Annotated in this window: 22 protein-coding genes and 1 other RNA gene; 11 read left to right on the top strand and 12 right to left on the bottom strand. The window is 60.2% G+C overall.

Annotated elements, in window-relative coordinates:
• Positions 1–60 precede the first annotated feature (60 nt).
• Entirely contained in the window at positions 61–1,230 is a 1,170-nt protein-coding gene (locus J2D73_RS12965; protein ID WP_207881951.1) for a PepSY-associated TM helix domain-containing protein, read from the top strand.
• On the top strand, positions 1,227–1,397 hold the full coding sequence (locus J2D73_RS12960; RefSeq protein ID WP_207881950.1) for a hypothetical protein: 171 nt from the start codon (positions 1,227–1,229) through the stop codon (positions 1,395–1,397). Before J2D73_RS12965 ends, J2D73_RS12960 begins: the two co-directional genes overlap by 4 nt.
• Positions 1,398–1,659: 262 nt before the next feature.
• Here the strand turns inward: J2D73_RS12960 and J2D73_RS12955 are convergent, their stop codons facing one another.
• Positions 1,660–2,322, bottom strand: a complete 663-nt coding sequence (locus tag J2D73_RS12955; RefSeq protein ID WP_207881949.1) for a thiamine phosphate synthase — start codon at positions 2,320–2,322, stop codon at positions 1,660–1,662.
• Positions 2,323–2,367: 45 nt separating this feature from the next.
• Positions 2,368–2,883, bottom strand: coding sequence for a hypothetical protein (locus J2D73_RS12950; RefSeq protein WP_207881948.1), 516 nt, complete (start codon positions 2,881–2,883; stop codon positions 2,368–2,370).
• A gap of 67 nt (positions 2,884–2,950) precedes the next feature.
• Here J2D73_RS12950 and J2D73_RS20855 point away from each other — a divergent pair, with 67 nt between their 5' ends.
• From J2D73_RS20855 to J2D73_RS12930, 4 genes are all read left to right on the top strand, one after another.
• The gene (locus tag J2D73_RS20855) at positions 2,951–3,448 is read left to right on the top strand and encodes a hypothetical protein (RefSeq protein WP_243429922.1); all 498 of its coding nucleotides are present in this window, start codon (positions 2,951–2,953) and stop codon (positions 3,446–3,448) included.
• A gap of 3 nt (positions 3,449–3,451) precedes the next feature.
• Positions 3,452–3,790 carry a cell division protein ZapA gene (locus J2D73_RS12940; protein WP_026398399.1) on the top strand — a complete coding sequence of 113 codons (339 nt, stop codon included), beginning with the start codon at positions 3,452–3,454 and terminating at the stop codon, positions 3,788–3,790.
• Positions 3,791–3,799: 9 nt separating this feature from the next.
• Positions 3,800–3,956: non-coding RNA, 6S RNA (ssrS, locus tag J2D73_RS12935), on the top strand.
• Between the two features lie 23 nt (positions 3,957–3,979).
• Positions 3,980–4,570: a 5-formyltetrahydrofolate cyclo-ligase gene (locus tag J2D73_RS12930; RefSeq protein ID WP_207881947.1), complete on the top strand. Its 591-nt coding sequence runs from the start codon at positions 3,980–3,982 to the stop codon at positions 4,568–4,570.
• A 26-nt stretch (positions 4,571–4,596) separates the two neighbouring features.
• Here the strand turns inward: J2D73_RS12930 and J2D73_RS12925 are convergent, their stop codons facing one another.
• The gene (locus tag J2D73_RS12925; protein WP_207881946.1) at positions 4,597–5,166 is read right to left on the bottom strand and encodes a nucleoside deaminase; all 570 of its coding nucleotides are present in this window, start codon (positions 5,164–5,166) and stop codon (positions 4,597–4,599) included.
• A gap of 122 nt (positions 5,167–5,288) precedes the next feature.
• On the opposite strand from J2D73_RS12925, the gene J2D73_RS12920 reads away from it, so the two are divergent.
• Positions 5,289–6,104, top strand: a complete 816-nt coding sequence (locus tag J2D73_RS12920; RefSeq protein WP_207881945.1) for a TIGR00282 family metallophosphoesterase — start codon at positions 5,289–5,291, stop codon at positions 6,102–6,104.
• Positions 6,105–6,140: 36 nt separating this feature from the next.
• Here the strand turns inward: J2D73_RS12920 and J2D73_RS12915 are convergent, their stop codons facing one another.
• The 5 genes from J2D73_RS12915 to J2D73_RS12895 all read right to left on the bottom strand — a co-directional run bounded on the left by J2D73_RS12915 (position 6,141) and on the right by J2D73_RS12895 (position 11,036).
• The gene (locus tag J2D73_RS12915) at positions 6,141–6,983 is read right to left on the bottom strand and encodes a hypothetical protein (protein ID WP_408736843.1); all 843 of its coding nucleotides are present in this window, start codon (positions 6,981–6,983) and stop codon (positions 6,141–6,143) included.
• 185 nt (positions 6,984–7,168) lie between these two features.
• Positions 7,169–7,825: a phosphoribosyltransferase family protein gene (locus J2D73_RS12910; RefSeq protein WP_207881943.1), complete on the bottom strand. Its 657-nt coding sequence runs from the start codon at positions 7,823–7,825 to the stop codon at positions 7,169–7,171.
• Positions 7,822–8,181 (bottom strand): acyl-CoA thioesterase, encoded by a 360-nt coding sequence (locus tag J2D73_RS12905; RefSeq protein ID WP_243429933.1) that lies wholly within the window; start codon positions 8,179–8,181, stop codon positions 7,822–7,824. The genes J2D73_RS12910 and J2D73_RS12905 overlap by 4 nt, the downstream gene beginning before the upstream one ends.
• Positions 8,182–8,324: 143 nt before the next feature.
• Entirely contained in the window at positions 8,325–9,791 is a 1,467-nt protein-coding gene (locus J2D73_RS12900; protein WP_207881996.1) for an AMP nucleosidase, read from the bottom strand.
• A 90-nt stretch (positions 9,792–9,881) separates the two neighbouring features.
• A complete protein-coding gene (locus tag J2D73_RS12895; RefSeq protein WP_207881941.1) occupies positions 9,882–11,036 on the bottom strand; it encodes an energy transducer TonB in 1,155 nt (384 codons plus the stop codon).
• A 625-nt stretch (positions 11,037–11,661) separates the two neighbouring features.
• Here J2D73_RS12895 and J2D73_RS12890 point away from each other — a divergent pair.
• The 3 genes from J2D73_RS12890 (at position 11,662) to J2D73_RS12880 (ending at position 16,229) form a co-directional block, all read left to right on the top strand.
• Positions 11,662–12,312, top strand: coding sequence for a DNA-3-methyladenine glycosylase family protein (locus tag J2D73_RS12890; RefSeq protein ID WP_207881940.1), 651 nt, complete (start codon positions 11,662–11,664; stop codon positions 12,310–12,312).
• 597 nt (positions 12,313–12,909) lie between these two features.
• On the top strand, positions 12,910–13,647 hold the full coding sequence (locus tag J2D73_RS12885; protein WP_207881939.1) for a tetratricopeptide repeat protein: 738 nt from the start codon (positions 12,910–12,912) through the stop codon (positions 13,645–13,647).
• 116 nt (positions 13,648–13,763) lie between these two features.
• Entirely contained in the window at positions 13,764–16,229 is a 2,466-nt protein-coding gene (locus J2D73_RS12880; RefSeq protein ID WP_408736842.1) for a TonB-dependent receptor, read from the top strand.
• Between the two features lie 143 nt (positions 16,230–16,372).
• Here the strand turns inward: J2D73_RS12880 and J2D73_RS12875 are convergent, their stop codons facing one another.
• Entirely contained in the window at positions 16,373–17,578 is a 1,206-nt protein-coding gene (locus J2D73_RS12875; protein ID WP_207881938.1) for a phosphatidylinositol-specific phospholipase C1-like protein, read from the bottom strand.
• Between the two features lie 213 nt (positions 17,579–17,791).
• On the opposite strand from J2D73_RS12875, the gene J2D73_RS12870 reads away from it, so the two are divergent.
• Complete coding sequence (locus tag J2D73_RS12870; RefSeq protein WP_207881937.1) at positions 17,792–20,203, top strand: TonB-dependent receptor; 2,412 nt, start codon at positions 17,792–17,794, stop codon at positions 20,201–20,203.
• A 73-nt stretch (positions 20,204–20,276) separates the two neighbouring features.
• Here J2D73_RS12870 and J2D73_RS12865 read toward each other — a convergent pair whose 3' ends face one another.
• The 3 genes from J2D73_RS12865 to J2D73_RS21450 all read right to left on the bottom strand — a co-directional run bounded on the left by J2D73_RS12865 (position 20,277) and on the right by J2D73_RS21450 (position 23,066).
• Positions 20,277–21,035: an ABC transporter ATP-binding protein gene (locus J2D73_RS12865; protein WP_243429921.1), complete on the bottom strand. Its 759-nt coding sequence runs from the start codon at positions 21,033–21,035 to the stop codon at positions 20,277–20,279.
• A gap of 23 nt (positions 21,036–21,058) precedes the next feature.
• Positions 21,059–22,093 carry an iron chelate uptake ABC transporter family permease subunit gene (locus J2D73_RS12860; protein WP_207881994.1) on the bottom strand — a complete coding sequence of 345 codons (1,035 nt, stop codon included), beginning with the start codon at positions 22,091–22,093 and terminating at the stop codon, positions 21,059–21,061.
• Positions 22,094–22,187: 94 nt separating this feature from the next.
• Positions 22,188–23,066 carry a Smr/MutS family protein gene (locus tag J2D73_RS21450; protein WP_408736841.1) on the bottom strand — a complete coding sequence of 293 codons (879 nt, stop codon included), beginning with the start codon at positions 23,064–23,066 and terminating at the stop codon, positions 22,188–22,190.
• Positions 23,067–23,206 lie beyond the last annotated feature (140 nt).

Below are 23,206 nucleotides of genomic sequence, written 5' to 3'. Positions count from 1 at the left end.
CGCAATACCACTCCCGCTTCCCCGATGTGTCGGCGGGCGAAAACGGAGTGAGGCGGGCTCATGAACAATCAGGCGCTGCGGCGGTGGCGGTGGTGGCACAAGTGGTCGAGCATCGTGTGCACCCTGTTTCTGCTCATGCTGTGCGTGACAGGCCTGCCACTTATTTTCTCGGACGAAATATCGAATTTCTTCGACCCGCCCGCGTCGGGCTCCGGGACGAAGCTCTTCAGTGCGACGGCGATGGACGCGGCCGTCAGCGGCGCTCGCAGTGCCTACTCGAAAGAAAGCGTTCGCCTCGTTTACCTTGACCACGACAAGCAACGGATTCTCCTGCGCCTTTCTCCGGGGCCGGACGACACCTTCGACCATACGCACCAGATGACGTTCAGCGCGGAGAGCGGCGCGATTTTGCATGACGGCGACCCTCCGGGAGACGCCGTCATGGACTTCATCTTGAGGCTGCACGCGGAAATGCTCGCTGGATTGCCGGGCGAGCTGTTTCTTGGCCTCATGGGCGTAGCGTTCGCCGTGGCCATCGTTTCCGGCGTGGTGCTTTATGCGCCGTTCAGCCGCCGAATGAGCTTCGGCGAAATCCGTCGGACGCGTTCTTCACGCCTGCGTTGGCTCGACATTCATAATCTGATTGGTCTGACGTCCGGTTGCTGGGCGATGATCGTCGGTCTGACCGGCGTCATGAATTCGCTGGCGACGCCGCTGTTCGGCCTGTGGGAGATGCGTGACGTGGCGCCGATCCTGGGGCCATACATCCACGATCCGGCGCTGGCTCCACGCGCACCCGTGTCGGTCGCGATCCGTGCGGCGGAAGCGGCTCTGCCCGGCATGGCGACCACGTTCGTGACCTATCCGACGCATATCAGCGGAAGTCCGGACCACTATGTCGTCTGGACGCAGGGACAGTCGAAATTGCGGTCGCGAATGTTGACGCCAGTGCTCGTCGATTCCCGCACCGGAGCCGTCGCCTTCGTCGCGGCGATGCCATGGTATCTTCGCGTGCTGGAAATCTGCCGCCCGCTGCATTTCGGCGATTACGGGGGGCTCACGCTGAAGTGGCTCTGGGCGCTGCTCGACGTCGTTACGATCGCGGTGCTTGGCTCCGGCGTCTACCTGCTATTCGGCGGAGGACGAAAATCCCGTGTTGCCGCAGGAGATGTCACTGCAGGGGAGACGGCTCTGACCGAGGAATTGCGGCTGGTGGAGGGTCGCACATGATGTTGCTTTTGCGGTCGAAGTGGTGGCCGCCGATCTGGATTTCGATCGTTACGTTCGTGGGGCTTGTCGGCGCTCTCGTCGTGGAGGGGCCGGTTGGTGACATTGCCGGTGCGGTAGGGCTCGGCGCGCCCCTGCTGGTGACGGCGTGGTTTCTAAGGCGCGCGTAGCTCTCGATCCGGCAATGCGGGCCCAGGGAGCGAGATAATGTTCTTTCGTTTTGTGAGGTCCATTGCCCGATAGCGGGTTTGGATTGATTGAGCAGCGCCCGAGTTCCGACGCAGACTTCACGACAGGCACGCACGGAGCCTGGGGCTTCGCCCGGGTCTCTGACCGTAACAAGCGTATCGTTACGATGGCGGTGCAGGGGCAGGCAGATTTGCTGCTCCTACGTCCAGCCTTTAATCCTCAGGCGGTACACCGTTGGCCAGATTACACTCCCGTAGTGAGCACGCCCGACAGCGCGGCCAGCACGCCCGCCGGATCACTCCACGGCGACAAGGCGTGCGCATCGCCGCCAAGCGCGAGGAAATCGGCAGTTTTGGCCAGAGGTTGCAACGCGGCTGCGTAATCGCCTCCAGCGTCGATCGTCACTTCCGCCACAGCGGGCAATTCCATGACCGCGGACCACCAGCCCACCAACTCGGCGTCGGACGCGATCTCGGACGCTTGAGAGAATGGGCCGAACGAGACGTAATCCGCTCCGGCCTCTCCTGCGGTCATGGCGAGGTCCCGGCTCGTTCCGCAGAATGCGCCAAGTTGAAGATCATTCCCTACGATCAGCCGCGCTGTTGCAGTGTCTTCCGCATCGACATGAACGCCGTCGCATCCGGTGGAGAGGGCGAGCGAGGGGTGGCTGTCCAGGATCAACGCGACGCCGCGATCTTGCACCGGCGGGCGCAAGCGGATGACGATGCGCTTCAGGCGATCTTCCGGCAGATCGGCAAGGCGCAGACGAACGGCCGCAGTGGGAAGCGTGTCGAGCGCGCGTTCAAGAACTGGAAGGAACGCGTCTCCGTCATCCACCACCGGGGTGACGAGATAAAGCTCGCACGCAGTCGTCTCGTCCGATGCCTGTTCCACCCGGTCGCTCATGTTCTGTCCTTTGGTCCTGTCATGTAAGGCTGTCGTCCTGCGTTGCTATGCGATCGGGACGGCGCGCTGTCCATGCGGCCCGGCCGCAACGTCTCTTCGCGAAAGAAGCGTGAGGACATCTTCCGCCGTCATGGAGGGGGTGACCACTATCGCGTCGGGCCTGTCGCGAAGGACATCACGGCCAAGGGATTCGGCGAGCAATTCAATGGATCGGATCTGAGGGCAGGATGGATGCAGCACGATCCGCTTCTGTCCGGCGGCGAGGGCGGTCGCGGCGTGGCCTGCGAACCGGTCGCAGTCAAGGATATCGATGAAGTCGTGGCGTTCGGGGACGTCGTTGCGACCCGATTCGTTCACGGTGCGGTCGGATATCAGCGCGTTTATGATCGCACGCCACCATTTTACGCCCAGAAAGGACGCTGCGCCCACAGGCGATAGCAGGACGGCCGTGAACCCGCCGAGAGCCGCCGCCGCCGCCGCGGTCTGCGCAGTCGCGAGGTCTCCGACTTCGAGCGTCACGAACCCGTCGCGGGCGAAGGGCGGCGGCGAAGTGTGGAACATGCTTGACGTTCAATCCTGTGGCGGCGATTCTTGCCAGATGGTTTCAATGCGAGAGCAAGGCGGTAGCGTGGCTGAACAGAGTGAACATACTCACTCCGCCCTCTCGGCGGGAGAGGCGGTTGCAAGGCTGAATTCGGCTCTGGAGCGCATCGCCTTCGCGATCGAGCGCCGCAAGGCGGTGGCCGCTACAGTTGTCGCTACGCCCGCCGCGCCTGCTGGTCCGGACGTTCAGATGATCGCGGCCAATCTCGACGCCCTCATTATGAGAGTGCGTGACGTGCTGGATGAGACGGCCGAGCCAGGCCCGACTCCAGTCGGTGAAGAGCCCTCGTATGGCGACGACGATGGATCGCCCTCATCCTCAGGGATCGCCGTGCCCGGTGACGCCGCTGACTCCAGCCATATGGCGCCCGATCATCTCGCGCCCGGCACGGATTATTCGGCCGATCATGCATCGGCCCGGCATTTTGATGATCAACATTTTCACGACCAGCAGTTCTCGGACAGCGGGTCGCAGGGTTCTCCCGGATTCGATCATCGCGCCCCGACCGGGCTGGAGGAGTAGGCCGTGGCGCAGGTGACGGTACGCATCAACGGATACGCCTACACGATCGGGTGCGAGCAGGGCGAAGAGCGCCATCTATTGTCGATGGCGCAAGAGGTGGAGAAGCGGGTGAGCCGCGTCCGCAACCTTGGGTTCAGCGGCGAAGCGAAGGTGCTGGTCCTTGCCGCCCTGCTGATGGCTGACGAGGTCGCAGACGTGTCGGCCCAAAAGCTCCCGGTGGAGACGACCGAGGCGTTGGCGGAAGGGCGGCAGGCTGTGCGAGATCGCGCGCTGCTTGGAGAGCAACTTTCTGTTCTCGCGGAACGGGCGGAAGCCATTGCGGCGGCGCTTGAGCGAGACTAAATAGATGGAGCGGGGCTGCCCGGCTCGTCAGGCAGATCATACCCCTGGGCCGATAAGCACTTCCTCGGGAGCTGGCGCTGACGTGGCCGTGGTCATGTTATCCGGCGCCCACCTGCACTAGCAGGTCCTGGAGGTTGTACAGTCCAACGGCCATGGTGGCTCCGCACATGAATATCTCCCGTAGCGACGATGCCTGAAGATTCCCCCCCCGCCCGGGAGTCGGCGGAAACCGCCGAATGTAAGGCGAAGCTCCGAGCTTCGCTCCGAGCTTCGCGGGGCGCATCGCCGGACAAGCAGAACCAGCTCCTCGGCCGCCTGCGCCACGAAATCCTTCTTCGCCCCAATGTCGCGATAGCCTCGCTGTGGCCACTGGAAGGCGAGATCGACCTTCGCCCGCTCAACGAGTTTCTCCATGCGACAGGGCGGAATGTGCTGCTGCCGGAGACGACGAAAAAGGGAAATCCGCTGCTGTTTCGTCAGTGGCGCCCGGATGTCGGGATGATCGCCGGGCGTTTCGGCACGATGTATCCCGATGGAGAGATCGCGACACCAGCGATCATTCTGGTTCCCATGCTGGCGTTCGACCGGCGCGGCTACCGGCTGGGATATGGCGGCGGTTATTACGATCGCACACTTGCAGCCAGTCCCGACGCGATAGCCATTGGCTATGCCCTTTCGACGCAGGAGTGGGATGACGTGCCCGTGGGACCATATGACAGGCCCCTTCCGTTCATCGTGACAGAGTTGGAGACGATTCACTGCGAGCCGTCGCCGTCCTGACCGTCGGGCGTTAAGTTCGCGACGCTTTATCCTGGCGCCGCCTGTTTCTTGAACCGCGCGAACAGTGGCCTTGCCTCTTGCAGGCCGACGCCGCCGACGATTTCGACGGGATGGAAGGATGCCCGCGCAATCTGTTCCGACGAGACCATGATCTGGTTCATGTGGGCCGCAAGCTCGTCGATCGAGACTGCATAGACCACGCGCGAAATGCCGGACCACACGATGGCGCCCATGCACATCGGGCATGGTTCTCCGGTTGTGTAGAGCGTGGCGCCCTTCAGTTCGGAAGTCTTGTCGGCCGAGACGCAGTTGCGGATCGCGGTCATTTCTCCATGCGCCGTCGGATCGTGGTGTTGTCGCCCGATATTGCCGCCGCGCGCGATAACGGCGCCATTGGCGGTGATGACGCAGCCAAACGGGAAGTCCGCCTTGCGCGCCTCTTCAATGGCCTGCGTCATGAAGCGCTCATCCTCGGCGCTGGCTCCTGTCGCTGCGCTTGCGCGGCTCTTTGACGTCGCCATCTGAGCGCCGACAGCGGCGACCGCCGCGAGGGCAGTCCGGCGTCGTAACGATTTTCCGGGAGGGACGGGCGGCATCGAGGGGCGTCTCCAGTGGTGCGGGATTGAGGGGAAGAACTGACGTTTCCAGTCCGGTACGCTACAGCGTCCAGGCAGATCGGCGCAGAGGCCGACAGTGGGAACGATAGCAGGAGAATCTGGTGCGGATACTGTTTCTGGGGGACATCGTCGGCCGCGCCGGACGGGACGCCGTGATCGCCCGAGTTCCCGAATTGCGTAAACGCCTGTCGCTAGACGTTGTGATTGCGAACGCGGAGAACGCCAGCCACGGCTTCGGCCTGTCCGCCGCCATTGCCCGCGACCTGTCTGCCTGCGGCGTAGACGTCATGACTCTTGGCAACCATAGCTGGGACCGCAAGGACCTGGTGGCGGAGATTGACGGCCTGCCAAACGTCGTCCGCCCCCTGAACTACCCGCCCGGCACGCCGGGGCAGGGCAGCACTGTGTTCACTCTGGCGGACGGGCGCCGCGTGTTGGTCGCCAATGTGATGGGGCGGCTGTTCATGGACCCGCTCGACGATCCGTTCCGTATGACGCAGGAGTTGCTGGCGCGCCATCGCCTTGGCATGACGGTGCATGCGGCGATTATCGACGTGCATGCGGAGGCGAGCAGCGAGAAATGGGCCCTTGGGCACGCGCTCGACGGCAAGGCGTCTCTGGTGATCGGCACACACACGCACACCCCGACAGCCGACCACCGTATTCTCACGAGAGGCACGGCTTTCCAGAGCGACGCGGGCATGTGCGGTGATTACGACAGCGTCATAGGCATGCAGAAGGAGGCTGCGCTGGCGCGTTTCGTTCGCAAGATGCCGGGCGAGCGGCTGCAGCCTGCGGAGGGCGAGGCGACGGTCGCCGGGCTGATGATCGAGACGGACGACGCCACAGGGCTTGCCCGGAAGATCGCGCCGCTGCGTCAGGGCGGCATCCTGTCGCAAACAATACCTGACTTCTGACGCCCGGCCTGAGGGCGATTGCTTCGGGGTTTCGCGTCAGGCGTGTGTTTTCAGGCCGCTGGTTTCCAGGTTGGAGACGGGAGAAACCTGCGCTCCGTGCGCGATTCCAACACGGTTGACGGGATGGCCGCTGAAAGTCGATGGACCGGTGTGTGTGAGGACGATGGACGGATCGAGCCACACCTCGCCGCCAATCTGTCGCCAGCGTCGGCAGAAAGCGAAATCCTCGCTGAGATAGGTTCCGGTCTCCGGGTCAATCATGCAATCGAACAGGGCGTATGCCTCGGCCGCCGCGGGTTGCGCAGAAACGCTCCGCCCGACGGCGGCGTCGATGCGGGTGTAGCGCGTTTCGGGGTAGGCGGCGATCATCCGCTCAACGGCGCGGCGGCTGATCAGCATGAAGCCAGTCCCCGCGTAGCCCGCTTCGACAAGGCTTGCGCCGTTATCTGAGGGCGGCGCCTCATGCAGACGCTCGCATTCGCCGACATAACGCAGGGACGCTGTCGCCGCCGGTTCCCCGCGTTTTGTCTGTGCGTCTGTCAGGGCGTCCCAGTAACGGTCTTTCAGGGGGTAGAGACCGGCGACAAGATCTTTTTCCGCCGCGACAAGACGCCCGATGGCGTCCGGTTGAAAGCCGATGTCGCTGTCGATGAACAGGATATGCGTCGCGTGACTTTGGGCGAAAAACTGGTGCAGCAGCGTGTTGCGGCAGCGGGTGATCAGGGCGTCGTTGCCGACCATCGATAGCGTCAGTTCCAGTCCCTGATGCGGAGCGGAAAGGACGCTTCCCAGAATGGATTGCATATAGGTCTGCGTCACGACGCCGCCAAAGCAGGGCGTGGCGATGAAGATATGGGGGATCGGCGCTGAATCGTTCACTCGGAATGCCTCTGTTGTCACGGGCATCCTGCGTGAGAGCGGTTTCGATAGGTTTAATCGCGTGCCTCTGAAACGGGCGCCGACACATGGAAAATTTGGAGGACGTCCCGGAGCGAGCGACAGAAATCGTGCGGTTTAGAAGGTGGTCGGCCCGGTCGCGGAACGCGCCGGTGACCAGACTGAGCCTACTCCTCGATCGGTTCCCATCGTCCCAGGGTGGTTGGCCTGAACTGCGGCACGTGGGCGAGTGAGCGGACCAGTCCGGCGTCCTCGCCCAGTCTGGCGCGCCAGTCGGCGCCGTCCGTCAACACGCACCCGACGCCGATGACTTCCGCTGCCGCATCTCGTGCGAGCGCAATGGAGGCGGCGATGCTGCCGCCTGTCGCGATCACGTCGTCAACGATGACCACCCGACGACGCATCAGTAGCGGCAGAGCAGCGCGGTCGAGGCGAAGGGCCTGATCGCCGTGAGAGGTGATCGACTGCAGCGGTCGGCTTAGCGCATTCGTAAGATGCAGTTTCGGAGATTTCTGGAGGATTATGTAGTGGTCGAGGCCGAGATGGCGGGTGACTTCGATGGCGACCGGAATGCCGAGCGTCGCCGCACCGACGACGATCTCCGGCTGTAAGGGGCGCAGAATCTTCGCCAGTTCAGCGCCGATATGATCGCCGAACGACACGCCCATGTCCGTAATCATCATCAGGGCGATGGCGAGGTCCGGTTTGACAGGCGTTATCGGCAGTTCGATCTCGCGGCCCGCCACGTCCACGCGCCAGGTCGTGGAGGCCAGCGGCGGGCTGGAGCCGCCGGGGGTTATCTGATTGTCCTGGTCGTGGCTCACGCAGTGACCATATCGAAGCCATCCTCCGGAGGGAGGGGGCGGGGTTTGCGATTCTCGTCCAGCGCCACGAAGGTGAACTTTCCTTGCGTGACCTTGCGGCGGTCCTTGGTGTTGCGGGCTCGGCGCCAGGTCTCGACATGGATGACCATGGAACTGCGGCCGGTCTGCACGATCTTGGTGTAGATGCTGACCTCGTCGCCGACGATGACAGGTTCATGGAAAATGAAGCTGTCGATCGCGACCGTCACGCAGCGTCCCTGTGCGCGGAACGCTGCAGCGGTGCCGGCCGCGAGATCCATCTGTGAAACGAGCCAGCCGCCGAAGATGTCGCCAGCGGGGTTTGTGTCGGTTGGCATCGCGACCACCCGGATCGTCGGTATCACTTCAGGCGGGCTGGATGGGGTCGTCGGCACAGAGAGTATCCTCACATCAACAACAGTGACTGCTTCGCCTCGGAGAGCGCCGCCGTCTTTGAGACAGGCAGAGGCGGGACCGGAGGTCAGCGGAACGGCGGCTCGTCAAAGCCGCGGAGCTTGCGTGAGTGTAGCCCCGCCACCCCCTGTTCGCGCAACAGGCGCATGGTCTCGATTCCTACGACGAGATGCTGGTTTACGCGCTCCCGGTAGAAGGCGTTGGCCATTCCGCGCAGCTTCAATTCTCCGTGCAACGGCTTGTCGGATACGCACAGGAGCGTGCCGTAGGGCACGCGGAACCGGAAACCGTTGGCTGCGATCGTCGCGGATTCCATGTCGACGGCGATTGCGCGCGACATGTTGATCTCGGCGAACAGCGCGTTCAGCCGTAATTCCCAGTTCCGGTTGTCGGTCGTCATCACGGTTCCGGTACGCAATCGTGTCTTCAATTCAGCGTGACGCAGCCCGGTGACGCGCGCAGTCACTTCCTGAAGCGCCACCTGAATCTCGGCGATGGGCGGAACCGGCACCCAAGGCGGCAGGTCGTCGTCCAACACATGGTCCTGCCGGACATAGCCGTGTGCGAGGACATAGTCTCCGAGAAGCTGGGTGCGGCGGAGCCCTGCGCAGTGCCCGACCATCAGCCAGCAATGCGGCCGCAGGACAGCCATATGGTCGGTGATGGTCTTCGCGTTTGCGGGACCGACGCCGATATTGACCAACGTGATTCCGTTCCCGTCGGGACGGCGCAGATGATACGCGGGCATCTGCGGGAGGCTGGTCAGCTGGGCGGTCCCGCCGCCAGTCTCGGCGGTGTCCTGCTGGAAAATGATGTCGCCCGGCTCGATGAAAGCGTCATATTCGCCGCCCTTGAGGACCTCCTGCTGGCCATAGGCGCGAAAGGCGTCGACGTAGCGCTGATAATTGGTCAGCAGAATGAAGCGTTGAAAATGCGCAGGGGCCGTGCCGGTGTAGTGGTGCAGGCGGGCCAGCGAGTAATCCGTGCGCTCTGCTGTAAACAGCGCCAGAGGGCGGGGGCGTCCGTCTTCGGGCACCAGTGCGCAGTTTGCTATGGAATCGTCCGTTGCGCGCAGATCTGGCAGGGCGAAGTGGTCCTGCAACAGGCGGAGGTCCGCTTCGGTCAACCCGGCCACCGCATCGTCCATGACGTAGGGGAGCGGGATCGGACGGCGCGACCTGCCGACCAGAACGGGTTGCTCGTAATGACGAATCAGCAACTCGATCTGCTCGAGAAGATAGTCGTGAAACAGAGCCGGGCGCGTAAGCGTCGTGCCGTAAAAGCCGGGTTCGAGCACGATATCGAAGGGCGGACGGACGCCCGGCGCAGGGCCGTGAGAGACCGGGAAGGCCAGGTAGGGGTAGGTCGGGGGGGCGATAGAACCAGCTTCGCGGTTGCGAAATGCGGCGCGCAGCGCCTCCGCGCTCTCTTCATACAGCTCTTCGATCCGTTGCACGGCTGCGCGTGCGTCGGTGAACGAGACGAAGTCCGAACCGACTTCGCTGAGTATGGCTTGCGTCCCGGCCGCCAGCATCCCGATCTCGAGTGTTTCGATCGTCTGTATTTCAGGCATTCTGGCTCTCCTGCGTCCGCTTCCGGGTCTGGCGGGGCGCGAAGGCGCGCGTCAGTGCCGGATAAGTATGTAGTTGATCGTAACGTCCAGGTCGAAGTGGTCGCCCGGGATATCGGGCGGCACCGGCGGCAGTTCTGCGCCATGGAACATGCCCGTCGTCGAAGCGTCGAGTTCATAGGAGCCCGACTGTCCTGTCAGGCGCACGAACCGCACGCGTCCGGCCCTGTCGATCACGACATGCACAGAGGATGGGCCTTCCTCGCCGTTTCGGGCCGCGTCTTCCGGATAATACATGTGGCGACGTATCCAGCGGTCGACCTCGGCGCTGTAATCGTCACTGACGCCGCGCGTCGTGGACCGCGTCGAATAAGGCGCGTTGAGGCGGCCATTCTGCACCATGGGCCCGATCGAGAGGTCGATGGGCCCGCCCGATCCGCCGGAGCGGCCGCGTCGATTGCGGCGCGGCGCCGAGGACTGATCGAGCGACAGATCCATTGGCGTGTCGAACGGAGACGGCGCGTGCTGACGGTGAGTCTGGCGTTGGACCGATTGCTTGTGCGTTGACTTCTTCTCCGTCTGCTTGCTGCCCTGACCGGAGTTACTCGACGTCGGATTGATTGGAGCGGGGGTCGGCGTGGGCGTCGGGTAGCTCTCGTCGGCGGAGGCTTGCGGAAGTGGCGGCGTTGACGGCGTCTCGGGCGTCGGCTGCGCGTCTCCCTTTGCGGACTCGGCCTTCTCCGGCTCGGCGTCGCTGCTTTGAGAGGACGAGGAGGAGGCGTTGCCGCCCGCGGCGTCGTCAGAATGTTCGCCGACCATGCCGCTTTGAGCTGGCGGGGTGACGAACATCATGTCCACGGAATTCGATTCCGGCGCCATCGGCGACCCGCGGGGTCGATGATGTGCGGCCATTATCAGGGCGAAGGCCAGCAACGCGGCGTGCAGCGCCATCGAGATGACCAGCACAGCCACAATGTCGGGATCGGCGAAAATCTGGCGGGGCCGCATGGGCGTCTTGGTGCGACGCAGTTTGCGGTAGCCCTCGGGGCGACCGATGAATGTGGGCGCAAGTCCGTTGCGACCGTTCTCGTCGGATGACGCGACCGGTTTCGGCGCCGCTGCGCCAGGCCGTGTCTCGCCGCGACGCGGAACCAGCACCGGCTCCCTTGGATCCCTGACGCGGGAATAAGGCCTCAGCGTCACCGTCATGAAAAAGGGTCGTTCTCCGGATGGACCTGCGTTTGCCTGCGAGCCGCCGTCTTAATCTGCCACCACCGCCAGCGCGTGGCCACCCGTATCCTGCCGGGTAAAGGTAATGCAACGTATCAGTCCGCCTGAGCGCGGAATTATCAAACGGGATTCACTGTGCGTCGGCAGGGATTCCTCGTCGGCGCGACTGATGCGCTCTGAGTGCGGCGCGCGACGTGGCTTTCGGGCGGTCCAGTTTTTGGCGGCGTGAGTTGTTTCTCAGAAAAGTGCGGGGGTGTTGTCGGAAGTAGACCGTACTGGTCGATCTGCTTCTTCTCTGTCTTTATCTGCGGCGCCGATACGCCTTGCAGGCGCAACCTCTGACAGGCCTAGAGGCTAGCGGTGTCTGATCCTCGTAAAGGAACGCAGATATTTTGATCGCGATTGCGGCATGCCACGGAAAGAAGGTGGCGCCGCATCCGGTGCAGGTTGAGCTTACTGTTGTCTGACGAGAGCGATATGTCGGGCGCACTTGTTCCGGTGGGCGCGGTTATGTGGTCACAGGTATTCATTGGATCAGATGATCTGCAGGCGTTCGAATCGGTTCGAACCGTCATGTGGTCTGGCGACAGGAGCTGATTGCCTCATGCCCGCTCTCTCTCATCGCGCGGCTGAACGTCATCTGTCGGAGGTCGATCCGGACATGGCGGCGCTGATCGGGCGTGTCGGCCAATGTCGCCTCACGCAGGATAAGGAACGGCGTGAACCATATGACGCATTGGTGCGGGCCGTGGTCTATCAGCAACTGCATGGTCGCGCGGCGGCGGCGATCCTTGGTCGTCTGGAGGCGGCGGCCGGCGGCCTTCCCTCTGCGGAATGGTTGATGGAGCAGGACGAAGGGTGTTTGCGCGGCTGCGGCCTGTCGGCGCGCAAGGCCGAAACACTGCGGGGACTTGCTCGTGCGAGGCTTGACGGGACCGTGCCGTCTCGCGCGCAGGCGGCGCGCCTCGATGACGAGACGCTGATCACGCGTCTGATTTCGTTGAAAGGCGTCGGTCGCTGGACTGTCGAGATGCTGCTGATGTTCACGCTTGGGCGGTCGGACGTGATGCCGGTTGACGACCTGGGGGTGCGGGAAGGGTGGCGGCGAATAAAAGGGCTGGACCTGCAGCCGAAGCCGCGTGCGTTGTTGGCAGAGTCTCTACCGCTCTCGCCCTGGCGCTCCGTCGCCACCTGGTATCTGTGGCGAGCGAGCGAAGAGGGGCGGGCAGTCCCGACCAGCGTCCTTACCGGGTGAGCATCGTTTGGGGTGGTTCGTCGTAACGTCTGAAGTTTGCTTTCAGTGCTCGGTGTCTGCTTCGATCTGTTATCCTGTGTGTGGGAGCAGTCGGCGCGATAAATTCCGTATTAGTGGGTATTCTATTAAATATAGTGATAATTTGTTGTTGTGGAGCGTTAACTGCAGCGGTATTGATGTGTTGTTTTTTTGCGTTATTTTTTAGGATATTTAGTTTTTTAATTTTGAATTAAAAGCGGGAAATAGGAACAAAAATTTACTATATAATGTAATATTCAAAAATTACTGTTAATACCTAAAAATTACCCTAGAGTGATCTAGGGGGCGAGTTGCCGCGGCGAGGGCTCTCGCCACCAATGGGATGCAGAAATAGAAAAAGACACGTCTATTAAAAAATATCGACATGGTGGCGCAATTGCTTGCGTCAGTTAGGAGTTTTCAAAAAAGGTTCCGAGAGCGCGTGTATGCGTTCCTGGTTGACGTTCCGGGCGGCTATATCTATCGACTTGTGATTAACTTTCGTTCGCAATACGAGGCTCCTCGCAACCACTCGCATGAGAATTTATAACCGTGGCTTTTGATAATCTTTTGCGGCGAATGTCTCGTCGCCCCGTTACGGCGAAGAAATCTGCGACGCCTTTGCCGGATTTTGTTCTCGAGATTCGCGAACGTGCAGCGCAGGGGCATGTTCTCGATCAGGTTCGATGGGGCGATATTCTTCTAAGCGATCAGTACGGTCCACGAGATCCCGAACAGGGACGGGAGTGGTACGCCATCGCCGCAGGCGCAGGGTATGCTCCGGCGCACAACATGCTGGGCCGTTGCCATCATTTCGGTTGGGGCTGCCCTGTCGACCTTGCCGAGGCGGTCAGCAGCTACAGGGCGGCGGCGGATCTGGGTGATCTTTGGGGGTGTTACAACCTCGGGATCATGACCATGCGGGGTTTGGGTTGTCCCACCGACCTTGAGCGGGCGCTTTTTCTTTTTCGCCGCGCGGCTGACCGTGGGCACGCAAAGTCCATGAACCTCGTCGGGAGATTTACCGAAGAGGGGTGGCACACGCCGCGCGATCCAGCAGTTGCGATTCAATGGTACAGGCGGTCAGCCGAAGGCGGTGATTACAGAGGGCAGCATAATTACGCGACGGCCCTGCTTGAGATGGGACGACGTGAAGATGCGCTGACATGGTGGCGTCGCGCGGTGGAAGAGGCCACCAGCGACATTTTGCTCGCGATGGAAAAACGACTGCGGAGCCTGGGCGCCGCCGGAGACTTGGCGTTGCTTGAGCGTGCGTGCACGCGTCTGGGCGCTTTGGGCGTCGCGGCGGATCAGTAACGGAAAGTGTCTGAATCGCTTCGGTTGCATATCAGAAATCTGACTGAATCATATCTTTTGATGTCAAGTGTGTCCTGATTACACTTGCAAATGGTTATCATTTGAATGACAGAAGGATGAATTCGCATTCAGAATCATTTGCAGGAGCAGCGTCTTTGTCTTCCGGCGCCAAGTATCGTACCCCCTCGTTGTCCCTTGCTCTCGGCTCCCTCGCCATGGGCGCGTCGCTTGGCGCGCCGCTCGCGAGTGCGAATGATCAGGCGCAGAGCCCGCAACGCCACAAACGCCATCACCGGCACGTCGCAGAGGCGAGCAAACCCGCGACAAACACGCCAGCGCCTGCTCCCGGATATGCTCCCGCGGCGGCGTTGAACGGGGACGAGCACGCGGCCCGGAAAACGGGCAGAAATGCGCAGTCTGGCGACGGAGAGTCCTTGCTCGTCACCGGGCGCAGCATGAATATTCTGAACGATCCGATCGGTATCGGTCGAATGCCTCAGGATATCATGCATACGCCGCAGACGGTGAACGCTGTTCCACGAATTCTGATGGAGCAGCAGAACGTCAAGTCGCTCGACGAGGCGTTGCGGGATGTGCCAGGCGTTACGGCTTCGGTGGGCGAAGGCGAGGGCGGAATGTCTGGGGATCAGTTCCTGATCCGCGGATTCCAGGCCCAGAACGATATTTACGAAAATGGCCTGCGAGATTTCGGCGTCTATACGCGCGACAGTTTTGACTACGACCACATCTCTGTCATCAAGGGTCCATCGTCAGAGGTGTTTGGAAACGGAACGACAGGCGGCGCCATCAACATCACGACCAAGGTGGCGCATCTGGGTAACAACTACGGTGCGCAGTTCTCCGGCGGTTCTGGCGAATACTATCGCGGGACGCTGGATTTCAACCAGCAGATCGGAGAGCACACGGCCGTCCGCATTACCGGGATGGGGAATGAAAACAACGAGGTTGGACGAGACAATATTTACTCCCATCGTTGGGGGCTGGCGCCGTCGATAGGGTTTGGGCTGGGGACGAAAACGACCTTCACGCTGGAATATTTCCACCAGTCGGATAACCGGATTCCCGATTACGGCGTGCCGGTCATCACGAAACCGGGGACCGCGATCGCTCGTCCGGCCACGGAATATGGGCTGAACCGTCATAACTGGTATGGCACAAATTATGATCAGGACGTCACCAACGAAAACATGCTGACTGGCAGACTCCAGTCGGAGATCAGTCAATATATCAGCGTGTTCGATGATCTTCGCGGAGGCATGTACCAGCGCTGGTTCTCTGCGTCGCAGCCTGGGTGTGACACGACCTGCGCCAGTGAATTCTTTACGGATCCCTCCGCCGCAACGGTAGACCGGCGCGGCCATCTCGGGGGGCCGGAGCCCTATCAGCAAAATGACTGGTCTGTGCAGAATGTCTTCTCTGTTTTGGCGAAATTCAAAACAGGATCGATCAAGCACGAGATGATTGCAGGGTGGGACGTCGAGCACGTTTATGACAGACGCACCAACTACGCCTATAACTATAATGGCCAGAATGGCACGGCGCCCGACACCACGAGTCTGGTGCACCCCTCTCACACTCAGCCGGGATTGTTGCTGGGTGGCGCGGGCCAGTACCAATATGATCTGGTGAATATTTCTGGAGTAGGACGGGCGCTCTACAAGACGGGCGACGCTACTGATGTCGGCGCCTTCTTTTCGGAGCAGATGTGGGTTGCGCCGTGGTTTTCCATCAAGGGCGGTTTCCGTTGGGATCATTGGAACAGCCATTACTCCGCGAATGGCGGGATGGTTGGCGGCGGCGTGCATTACGGACAGCAGCAGGACACGTTCAATCCGACGGTCAGCCTGATGTACACGCCGAGCAAGAATACGATGGTGTATTTCAACTGGGCGCGCTCGACGACGCCGCTCGGGCTCTACGTGACGAACAGTTCTGAGCCGCTGAAATCCTCGACTCAGGGTTTCAAGCCGGAGCAGTCGAGTCTCTATGAACTGGGGATCAAGCAGCAGTTCTTCCATGGCCGACTTGGCGCCACAGCGTCCGTTTTCAGGCTCGAGAAGGGCAACGCGATGATGACCGATCCCAGCACGGGGACTGTGTCTTCGTCCAGCGACCGTCAGAGAAATCAGGGCGTGGAACTCAGTCTTTCCGGACAGATTCTCAAGAACTGGAACCTGATCGGCACATACGCATATTATGACGCGACCACGACATGGTCTTTGACTGCAGCGGATGTCGGAAAGCGTATACAGTATGCGCCGAAGAACATGGCGACGCTCTGGACGACTTACACGATCGCTCCGGACACGCCTTGGAACGTGACGTTTGGCGGTGGGCTTACGTGGCGCGACGCGGTTTATCTCAACGCGGCGAATACGGCGCGTGTGCCGCACACGATGGATTGGGATGCGATGATTTCTCATAATATCGGGCATCGCTGGCGTATGGCGCTGAATGGATACAATCTTACAAACCGGGTGAATTATTCCAACCTGTTCAGCGACAGGGCGACCCCTTCAGTCGGTCGGACTTTCCTGGGAAGCCTGTCGTTCACGTACTGATCGCATATCAAACTTGGCTCGGATGCGCAGTCTGATCCGACGTCGAGAATTAAGGTCGACTTACGTCAACACCGTAAGTCGACCTTTTTTATTATTGGCACGCTTCCAAGTCGTTCGGACGGGAAGGGAGGCTTGTCATGAGACTATCGGGTCGCCGCGGCATCCCGCTTCTCCAGAGACGCGCTCTGGCAATCTTTCGGCGCGTTGAGCGGATCGCAACGCGCAATCAGATCGTCCGGAAACGCCACCACATAATTGTTCCAGCGCGCAGGCTCTAGCGCGGGAAAGTCGGTGCTGATGATTTGCGCGCCGCTGTGGAAGGCGACATCGCGGCGGGATGTATCGCCTGCGCGGGGTTCGACGGTGTTTGCGTCGGCCCGCGTGCGAACAAGGTAGCCAGCCTTCACCAACTCGGAGATGGATTTTTCGGCTGCGGCATTGTTCACAGCGGCGCTGCCGTTGCCCGCCTGACCTACAAAGCCTTCGTTCACCTCGGTGAAGGCTCCGTCGGGGTCGCCCGGGCGAGAATTCGTGAAGACGACGCGCCCACGCAGGGCAGGATGCCCTTGCGTATAGCGTGCGGTGTCGTGGGGACGATCAAACAGAAAGACTATCTTCCCTCGAGCCAGCGAAAGGGTAGGCCACCCGGTCGTCCGTACAGCCTGGTCGAGCGTGTCGAAATGTCCCCTTACGTCGTCGGGCGTCAGAATATTCGCACGTCCGACTGTCTGCAGAATTTCCTTGTCGAGTTTGTCGTAAGTGGCAGGAGTGAATGTTTCCGGGGTAGTGAAGGGAAATTTCTCGCTTTTGAACGGAATGTCCTGCTTGGTCTCAAGATCCACGAAAAGCGGCAGATGGCCGGGATGGGCCTTGGACCAGGACGAGACAATTTCCAGGCATTTTCGCAAGGGCTCGCAGTTCGAGCGTTGATCGACGTCAACGATGTGCATGACCTTGAAATCATCCCCCTGCATGGCGGACGATGGTTCGGACTCCGGGGCCGGCTGCAAGCCGGATTGGCGCTCCCACGCAGGGCCTTTGGGGTGGCTATATTCGCCGCCACGCGTATCCGCATAAATATCGATTTCAATCTGACGGACGCCGCTATCGAACTGTTCCTGCAGGCTCGTGTGGCGATAATCGAGCGCGTCCGCCATCTTCGGACTCAACGTTTGCAGCCATTTCAGAGTGACCGGAGAAATGTCGGAGCGATAGCTGTTGTGCGTGCCGATAATCTGTATCTGGTTCAGACGTACGGAACCGTCCACGCCTTGAGCGCGAACGCTGTATGTCGGCGTCAGAACAAGCAAAGCCAGAAGAGGTAGTGAAAGCCGTTTCGATCGAAACATATTTTATTCTCTGAATTTTTTGGTGGTAATTGTTTCAAGTCGCAATTGGCGCGTTGCGCAATTCCATTATTGGATAATCATAAAACATTCATAAAAAATACACAAAATTTATAATGAAATGTCATTTGAACGTAGAGGTTTTTCGCAATAGCTCATGGCTGCCGCGCGGGAGCCGTTCATCTCGCCGTTCCTTCACCATGAACGGACTTTGTAATGACGTTAAAAAAAGTATCTCTGTGCAGCACGATTTTCGTCGCCTGTTCTGTATTTGTCGCGCGACCTTATTCCCAGGCGATTGCTGCAAGCCATCATTCTCATACGAAAAGCCGATCAAAGGCCGAAGCCTCGGTCAACGCCAAAAGCGCCGCGCCACTGAAATCTGTCACTCATACGAAGCCGCATACGCGACTTATGGCCACTCAGGCTGAAACAGTTAGCGTGCAGGCTTCTCATCGTGCGCTTGGCGGCGGAATGATGGAGCGACAGACGGTTGCAAAAACGATAAGCTCTGTAAATCAGGAATACATTTCAAAACAATCGCCGCTTGTGAATCCTGGTGTTCTGGTGTCCAGTTTGCCTGGCGTGCAGGGCAATAACGAAGGGCCGTTGAGCACCACGTCGGAAACCATACATATCCGCGGTCTGGATCAGACCCAGATCGGGATGGTTTACGAAGGCATGCCGCTCGCCGACCCGTTCACGTATAGCGCCTACACGTCCGCCATGGTGGACAATGAAAATCTGGCGTCCGTATCCGTCAGCCAGGGATCGTCCGACCTCACGGCGCCGACGTATAACGCCGACGGCGCGCAGATGACGTTGAATCTGCGTCATCCATCGAAAAAATTTGGAGTATATGTCGAGGCTTCAGGTGGAACTCATAGTACGAACAAGGAGTTTCTCCGCGTTGATACGGGCGAAATAGGACACTCCGGCGTGACCGGATTCGTGTCTGGTTCTTACTCCAGCGCGAATCTCTGGCGTGGCCCCGGCGATATGTATCGTTGGCATCTCGACGCAGCTCTTGAGAAACAATGGGGACGACGCAGCAATTCAGAGTTGATATTCAGCTACAACTACGCCAACCAAACGGAGTGGCTATATCCAACCCTCGCGCAGTGGCACGAGTACGGTGATAGTTATAATACGAGTTCAAAATACACTGCAGGAAACACGTCATATTACAAATTAAATACCAAGGCGACGAATGCGATTGTTGGTACGATCAAAAATCACTTCGATTTTGGAGGTGGACTGACGCTGGATGCTCAACCCTATGCAGTTGAAACCTATGGACCGAACAATTATGGCGTGTCCATCCCAACCTCAAATGGCTATTTTGGGTCGGAAAAATACGCCACCCTTGATGGGTATTCGCCCGGAGGCGGAAACGTCACGGCGATCAGCATTCATCCCTGGGTGCAGACGTCGAGCGGCCTGAATCTGATCGGGGCGTGGAAAAAGGGCAATAACACGGTAAAATTTTCATATTGGTACTCTTATGTCGTGCATACCGAGTATCAGAATCATTATGTCGTCGATTCGCACGGCGGCTACTCGGAGAATAATGGATATCTGAAAGTTGGCGGCAGGGCGCTTACCCAATACGATATTAACGGTATGCAGCAGTCCAACACTCTGGCGCTGGAGGACGAGCTGCGGCTGTTCCATGACCGGTTGACGATTAACGCCGGTCTGCGCACGAACATGATCAGCCGAGAATTCACGGAGAGCGTGCCGGGAGCCGATCCTTACAAGTCGGTCAAGAATATGTTCATACCGGCGCCTCAACTGCTCATAAGCTACAAGATCGATCCAGAAAATCAGATATATATCAACGGAACGACCGGATATCGGGCGCCATCTTCATTTCAGTCTCAGGTTGCGACGTATAGCTTCACTTCGCCTGTAGTGGCGTCGTCGCCTTTGAGCGATTATCGACCTGAGTATATGATTGGAGAAGAAATTGGCTTCCGTCATTATGGACCAATCATGTTCAACGTGGCCGGGTTTAACTACAATCTGACGCATCATCAGATTAGCAGCTCCACCTATTTGCCGAACTCAACGCTGATCGTGTCCCAGCCGATTGACGCAGGCGGCGAAACGGCGCGTGGAGTTCAGGCGGAGATATCCACCCGTCCATGGCATCACATCAGCGCCTATGCCTCAGGGCAGTATATGCATACGTCGGTCGGTAATAACATCGCCTACGACGGCGATTATTTTCGCACCAAAGGTAAGCAGGAAGTGGCTTCGCCAAAATTTCTTGCGGCGTTGGGTCTGACCTACGACGATGGAACAACATTCGGAAATTTCAATTTCCGGTATTCCGATTCACAGTATTCCACGTTGATGAACGATCAGGGAATTCCGGCCTATTTTACGGCGGACCTCTCTTTCGGACGTTATCTTCCAAAAGTCGGGCGATTTCATCCCAAGGCGATGTTGAGCCTGACCAATCTGGGGGACGTGCATTACCTGTCGTCGATGACCGGATATTCCGTGACAGCCGCGAAATCGATCACCGGGATTTACGGCAAGACGGTCAGCGGTTCGAATCCCAGCTACAATGTCGGATCCGGCTTTGCTGCTGTTGTAACGATTGCTGGCACGTTCGAATAAAACTGTTCGCGCCCCAGCCTCAGTTCTTTCGAAACAGGCTGGGTCGCGATCTTTGAAGTTATTCGGAACTGTTTCAGGCTACCCCATCCACCAACAGCATCGGCCGCCCATCGCTACTGATTTCGATGCGGGCTTCCACGCCAAACGCCCGGCGCAAATGCTCTGGGGTCACCACCTCGCTCACCGGGCCTGCGCTTACGACCTGGCCATTCGCAAGAAGCATGGCCTGATCAGCACGTCGCAAGGCGACGCCGAGATCGTGCAGCACGATTACGGTGACCATGCCGCGAGAAGCTGTCTCATCACGCAAAACGTCCATGACTTCGAACTGATGGCGCAGGTCGAGGGCGCTCAGGGGTTCGTCTAGAAGCAGCACTCGTGGAGACCTCGCCAGCGCCTGGGCCAGACCTGCAAGCTGGCGCTGTCCGCCTGATAATTCATCGAGATAGCGATGTGCGAGCGAGGCTAAGCCCAGATCGGATAAAATCCTCAGCGCATGGGCGATGTGATTTGATCTGTGAGAACTGTGATCGGTTCGCATCGCCACGAGCACTGTTTCCAGAGTTTGCATCCGGATCGGTGGTGGCAGCGTTTGGGGCATATAAGCGCAGTAACGCGCGCGTTCGGGTGGCGCTAGGGTTCCGAGGGCGATGTCGCCGAGCGATATCGCTCCGTCTGCGGCTTTCAGCCCCGCAAGCGCTCGCAGCAGCGTCGATTTCCCGCTGCCGTTCGCGCCCAGCAATGCTGTGATCGAGCCGGGGGGGAGGGGGCCAACGGTCACCCCGTCCAGAATACGCCTGCGTCCGTAGGAGACGGTGAGCGGACCGGCCATCAGAGAATCTTGTATAGCCTCTCTCATGACGCCGGACGCCGCAAAACGACGCCCAGAAAAAAGGGGATTCCCACAAGCGCGGTGACGATCCCGACCGGAAGGACCTGGCCCGGCACCAGATTGCGTGCGGCTATGGTCGCCCCTGACATGATCAGGCAGCCGGAGAGAGCGGCGGCGGGCAGGTAAGCCCGGTGGTCTTCGCCGACCAGACGGCGCGCGATATGAGGCGCCACCAATCCGACAAAACCGATGGTTCCAGAAAACGCGACGGCAATGGCCGCAAGAATGCTGATCCGCATGAGCGAGGCAAGGCGCACGCGACGAACGTCGACTCCCATACTGGCGGCGCGATCTTCTCCCAACCGCAGCGCAGTCAGAGCCCACGCTGAACGCAGCGAAAACGGCGAAACGATTGCGCAGGCGAGGAGCAGCGCGCCGATCTTCGGCCATGTGGCGCGCGTGACGCTGCCCATTGTCCAGAAAATCAAATCCTGCAACGCATCTTCCGATGCGACGAATTGGAGGAGAGCGACGCAAGCCTGAAAGGTAAAGACCAGAGCGATGCCAAACATGACGACCGTATTGGTCGCGGAGCCTCGAAGGCGGGCGACGGCGTCGAGCGCCAGAGATGAACCGATTGCGAACAGAAATGCATTGGCGGCGACAGCGCCTTCGCCGCCCAGAAACGGAAAGGGTAGGCGCCAGTCAAGGATAATGGCGAGGGAAGCGCCGAACGCTGCAGCCGCCGACAGGCCGAGCGTGAAGGGGCTGGCCAGCGGATTGTCCAGAATGGTTTGCATCTCGGCCCCGGCGAGGCCGAGCGCGAGCCCGGTCAGGACCGCCATGACCGCATAGGGCAGGCGCAAACGCCAAATGATGGTCTGCGCTCCGACGTCGCCTTGTCCAAGCAGGGCGCGAAAGATGTCGTGGACGCCCAATCTCGCAGGGCCAAGGGCCAGGTTGACCACGAACGTAACGCCCAGCAATGCCAGAAGGCTCGCCAGAACGACGATCCGTCGTCGTTGCAGAGACCGGTAAGCCACGAGCGCCGTCTCAATCTCCGTCGAAGGGAGCGCTGGGCCGGAAACGTCGGGAAACGACGTTTCCGGCGGCGCTGCGGGGGGGCGGGGAGCGCTCGTCACGTCGGCGGAGTCACCGTCCACGGCGCCGCTTCTTAACGGCGTGGGAAGGTGGGACGTCGCGCAAGACTTCGTCGTCGGTCGTCGCGCTGGCTGTGTGGTTGCGTATTTTTTTTACCGGCGAGACGTCGCGCCTGCGAAGCAGAAGACGCACGGCGCCCTGATTGGCCTGATGGCTATGCGTCGCGGCGAGGACCACGCGACGCAAGTCGACCCGCCCGAGCCAGTGCGGGAGTTCGCGGCGCAGGATTCCTCCCTCCGGTCCCGACCCGAGGCCCGTGACGATTTCGACGCACCGAACGCCCTCGACGTATGCTTCGTGCAGAAAGGCTTGCAGGCGATAGAACGCGGCCTGAGCGGTCATCCCGTGCAAATCCAGCCTTCTCTCCACCGGAACGCGACCAGTCGCCAGTTTACGGAGGTTGCGGGGGTCGACGCCCGACGCAGGCGCTGTGACGGACGCCTTGAGCGTCGTGCCGCTTCCGGCGCGGCGAGATGCTTTCGCGCGCAGATGCGCCGCCATGGCCGCTTCGGCGGCGGGCAGAAATGAAGAGGCGGGCGTTGGAGGTATGGAGAAGGCCGTGCCGCTCTGAGGGCGGCTGATCGCGTTCGCCGCAGCTGGGTTGCGAATATTCTGGCTTTGAACGGGCGCTTCGAGATGAGCTGGACTCAAATTCGCTTGCCGTGATGCTTTCAGGCCCGGTGTTGGCGGCATGGCACGGATGTCGTACGCGCTCGTGGTGCGCAGCGGTGGCGCTTCGGCGGCGTTCTGCGCCGGAATATCGCTTCCTCCGGGCCCTGCGTCGGGTACAGGCCGCCCCAGCGGCGTCACGTCACGCACGCAGCGCATCCAGAGCTCTCGCTCGTCATCGCGCAACGTCCTGCGGCGCACGCCTGATCCTCTCGTTTCTCTAGGGTCTTTCGCCGTATGCGCGACCTTCCGTCATGATGCCGCTTCGGCTTCCGTCGCCGCAAGGGGCAAACGAAAAACCCGCTTCGACCGAGGGGGAGGGATATTGCGTCCGCCTGATT

This window comes from Acetobacter sacchari (assembly GCF_017377715.1).
GTDB classification, from domain to species: domain Bacteria; phylum Pseudomonadota; class Alphaproteobacteria; order Acetobacterales; family Acetobacteraceae; genus Acetobacter; species Acetobacter sacchari.
Note: the sequence above shows the minus strand (reverse complement) of the source record. Positions and strands in the feature narration are given on the sequence as shown.

What these genes read in the sequence shown, in the direction of transcription:
- J2D73_RS12955 (WP_207881949.1), bottom strand. Translation starts at nt 2,322, where the DNA reads ATGAGCGACCGGGTGGAACAGGCATCGGACGAGACGACTGCGTGCGAG.
- J2D73_RS12870 (WP_207881937.1), top strand. Translation starts at nt 17,792, where the DNA reads ATGACGTTAAAAAAAGTATCTCTGTGCAGCACGATTTTCGTCGCCTGT.
- J2D73_RS12895 (WP_207881941.1), bottom strand. Translation starts at nt 11,036, where the DNA reads ATGACGGTGACGCTGAGGCCTTATTCCCGCGTCAGGGATCCAAGGGAG.
- J2D73_RS12960 (WP_207881950.1), top strand. Translation starts at nt 1,227, where the DNA reads ATGATGTTGCTTTTGCGGTCGAAGTGGTGGCCGCCGATCTGGATTTCG.
- J2D73_RS12930 (WP_207881947.1), top strand. Translation starts at nt 3,980, where the DNA reads ATGCCTGAAGATTCCCCCCCCGCCCGGGAGTCGGCGGAAACCGCCGAA.
- J2D73_RS12885 (WP_207881939.1), top strand. Translation starts at nt 12,910, where the DNA reads ATGTCTCGTCGCCCCGTTACGGCGAAGAAATCTGCGACGCCTTTGCCG.
- J2D73_RS12905 (WP_243429933.1), bottom strand. Translation starts at nt 8,181, where the DNA reads ATGCCAACCGACACAAACCCCGCTGGCGACATCTTCGGCGGCTGGCTC.
- J2D73_RS12875 (WP_207881938.1), bottom strand. Translation starts at nt 17,578, where the DNA reads ATGTTTCGATCGAAACGGCTTTCACTACCTCTTCTGGCTTTGCTTGTT.
- J2D73_RS12890 (WP_207881940.1), top strand. Translation starts at nt 11,662, where the DNA reads ATGCCCGCTCTCTCTCATCGCGCGGCTGAACGTCATCTGTCGGAGGTC.
- J2D73_RS12880 (WP_408736842.1), top strand. Translation starts at nt 13,764, where the DNA reads ATGAATTCGCATTCAGAATCATTTGCAGGAGCAGCGTCTTTGTCTTCC.
- J2D73_RS12965 (WP_207881951.1), top strand. Translation starts at nt 61, where the DNA reads ATGAACAATCAGGCGCTGCGGCGGTGGCGGTGGTGGCACAAGTGGTCG.
- J2D73_RS12925 (WP_207881946.1), bottom strand. Translation starts at nt 5,166, where the DNA reads ATGCCGCCCGTCCCTCCCGGAAAATCGTTACGACGCCGGACTGCCCTC.
- J2D73_RS12865 (WP_243429921.1), bottom strand. Translation starts at nt 21,035, where the DNA reads ATGGCCGGTCCGCTCACCGTCTCCTACGGACGCAGGCGTATTCTGGAC.
- J2D73_RS12950 (WP_207881948.1), bottom strand. Translation starts at nt 2,883, where the DNA reads ATGTTCCACACTTCGCCGCCGCCCTTCGCCCGCGACGGGTTCGTGACG.
- J2D73_RS12900 (WP_207881996.1), bottom strand. Translation starts at nt 9,791, where the DNA reads ATGCTGGCGGCCGGGACGCAAGCCATACTCAGCGAAGTCGGTTCGGAC.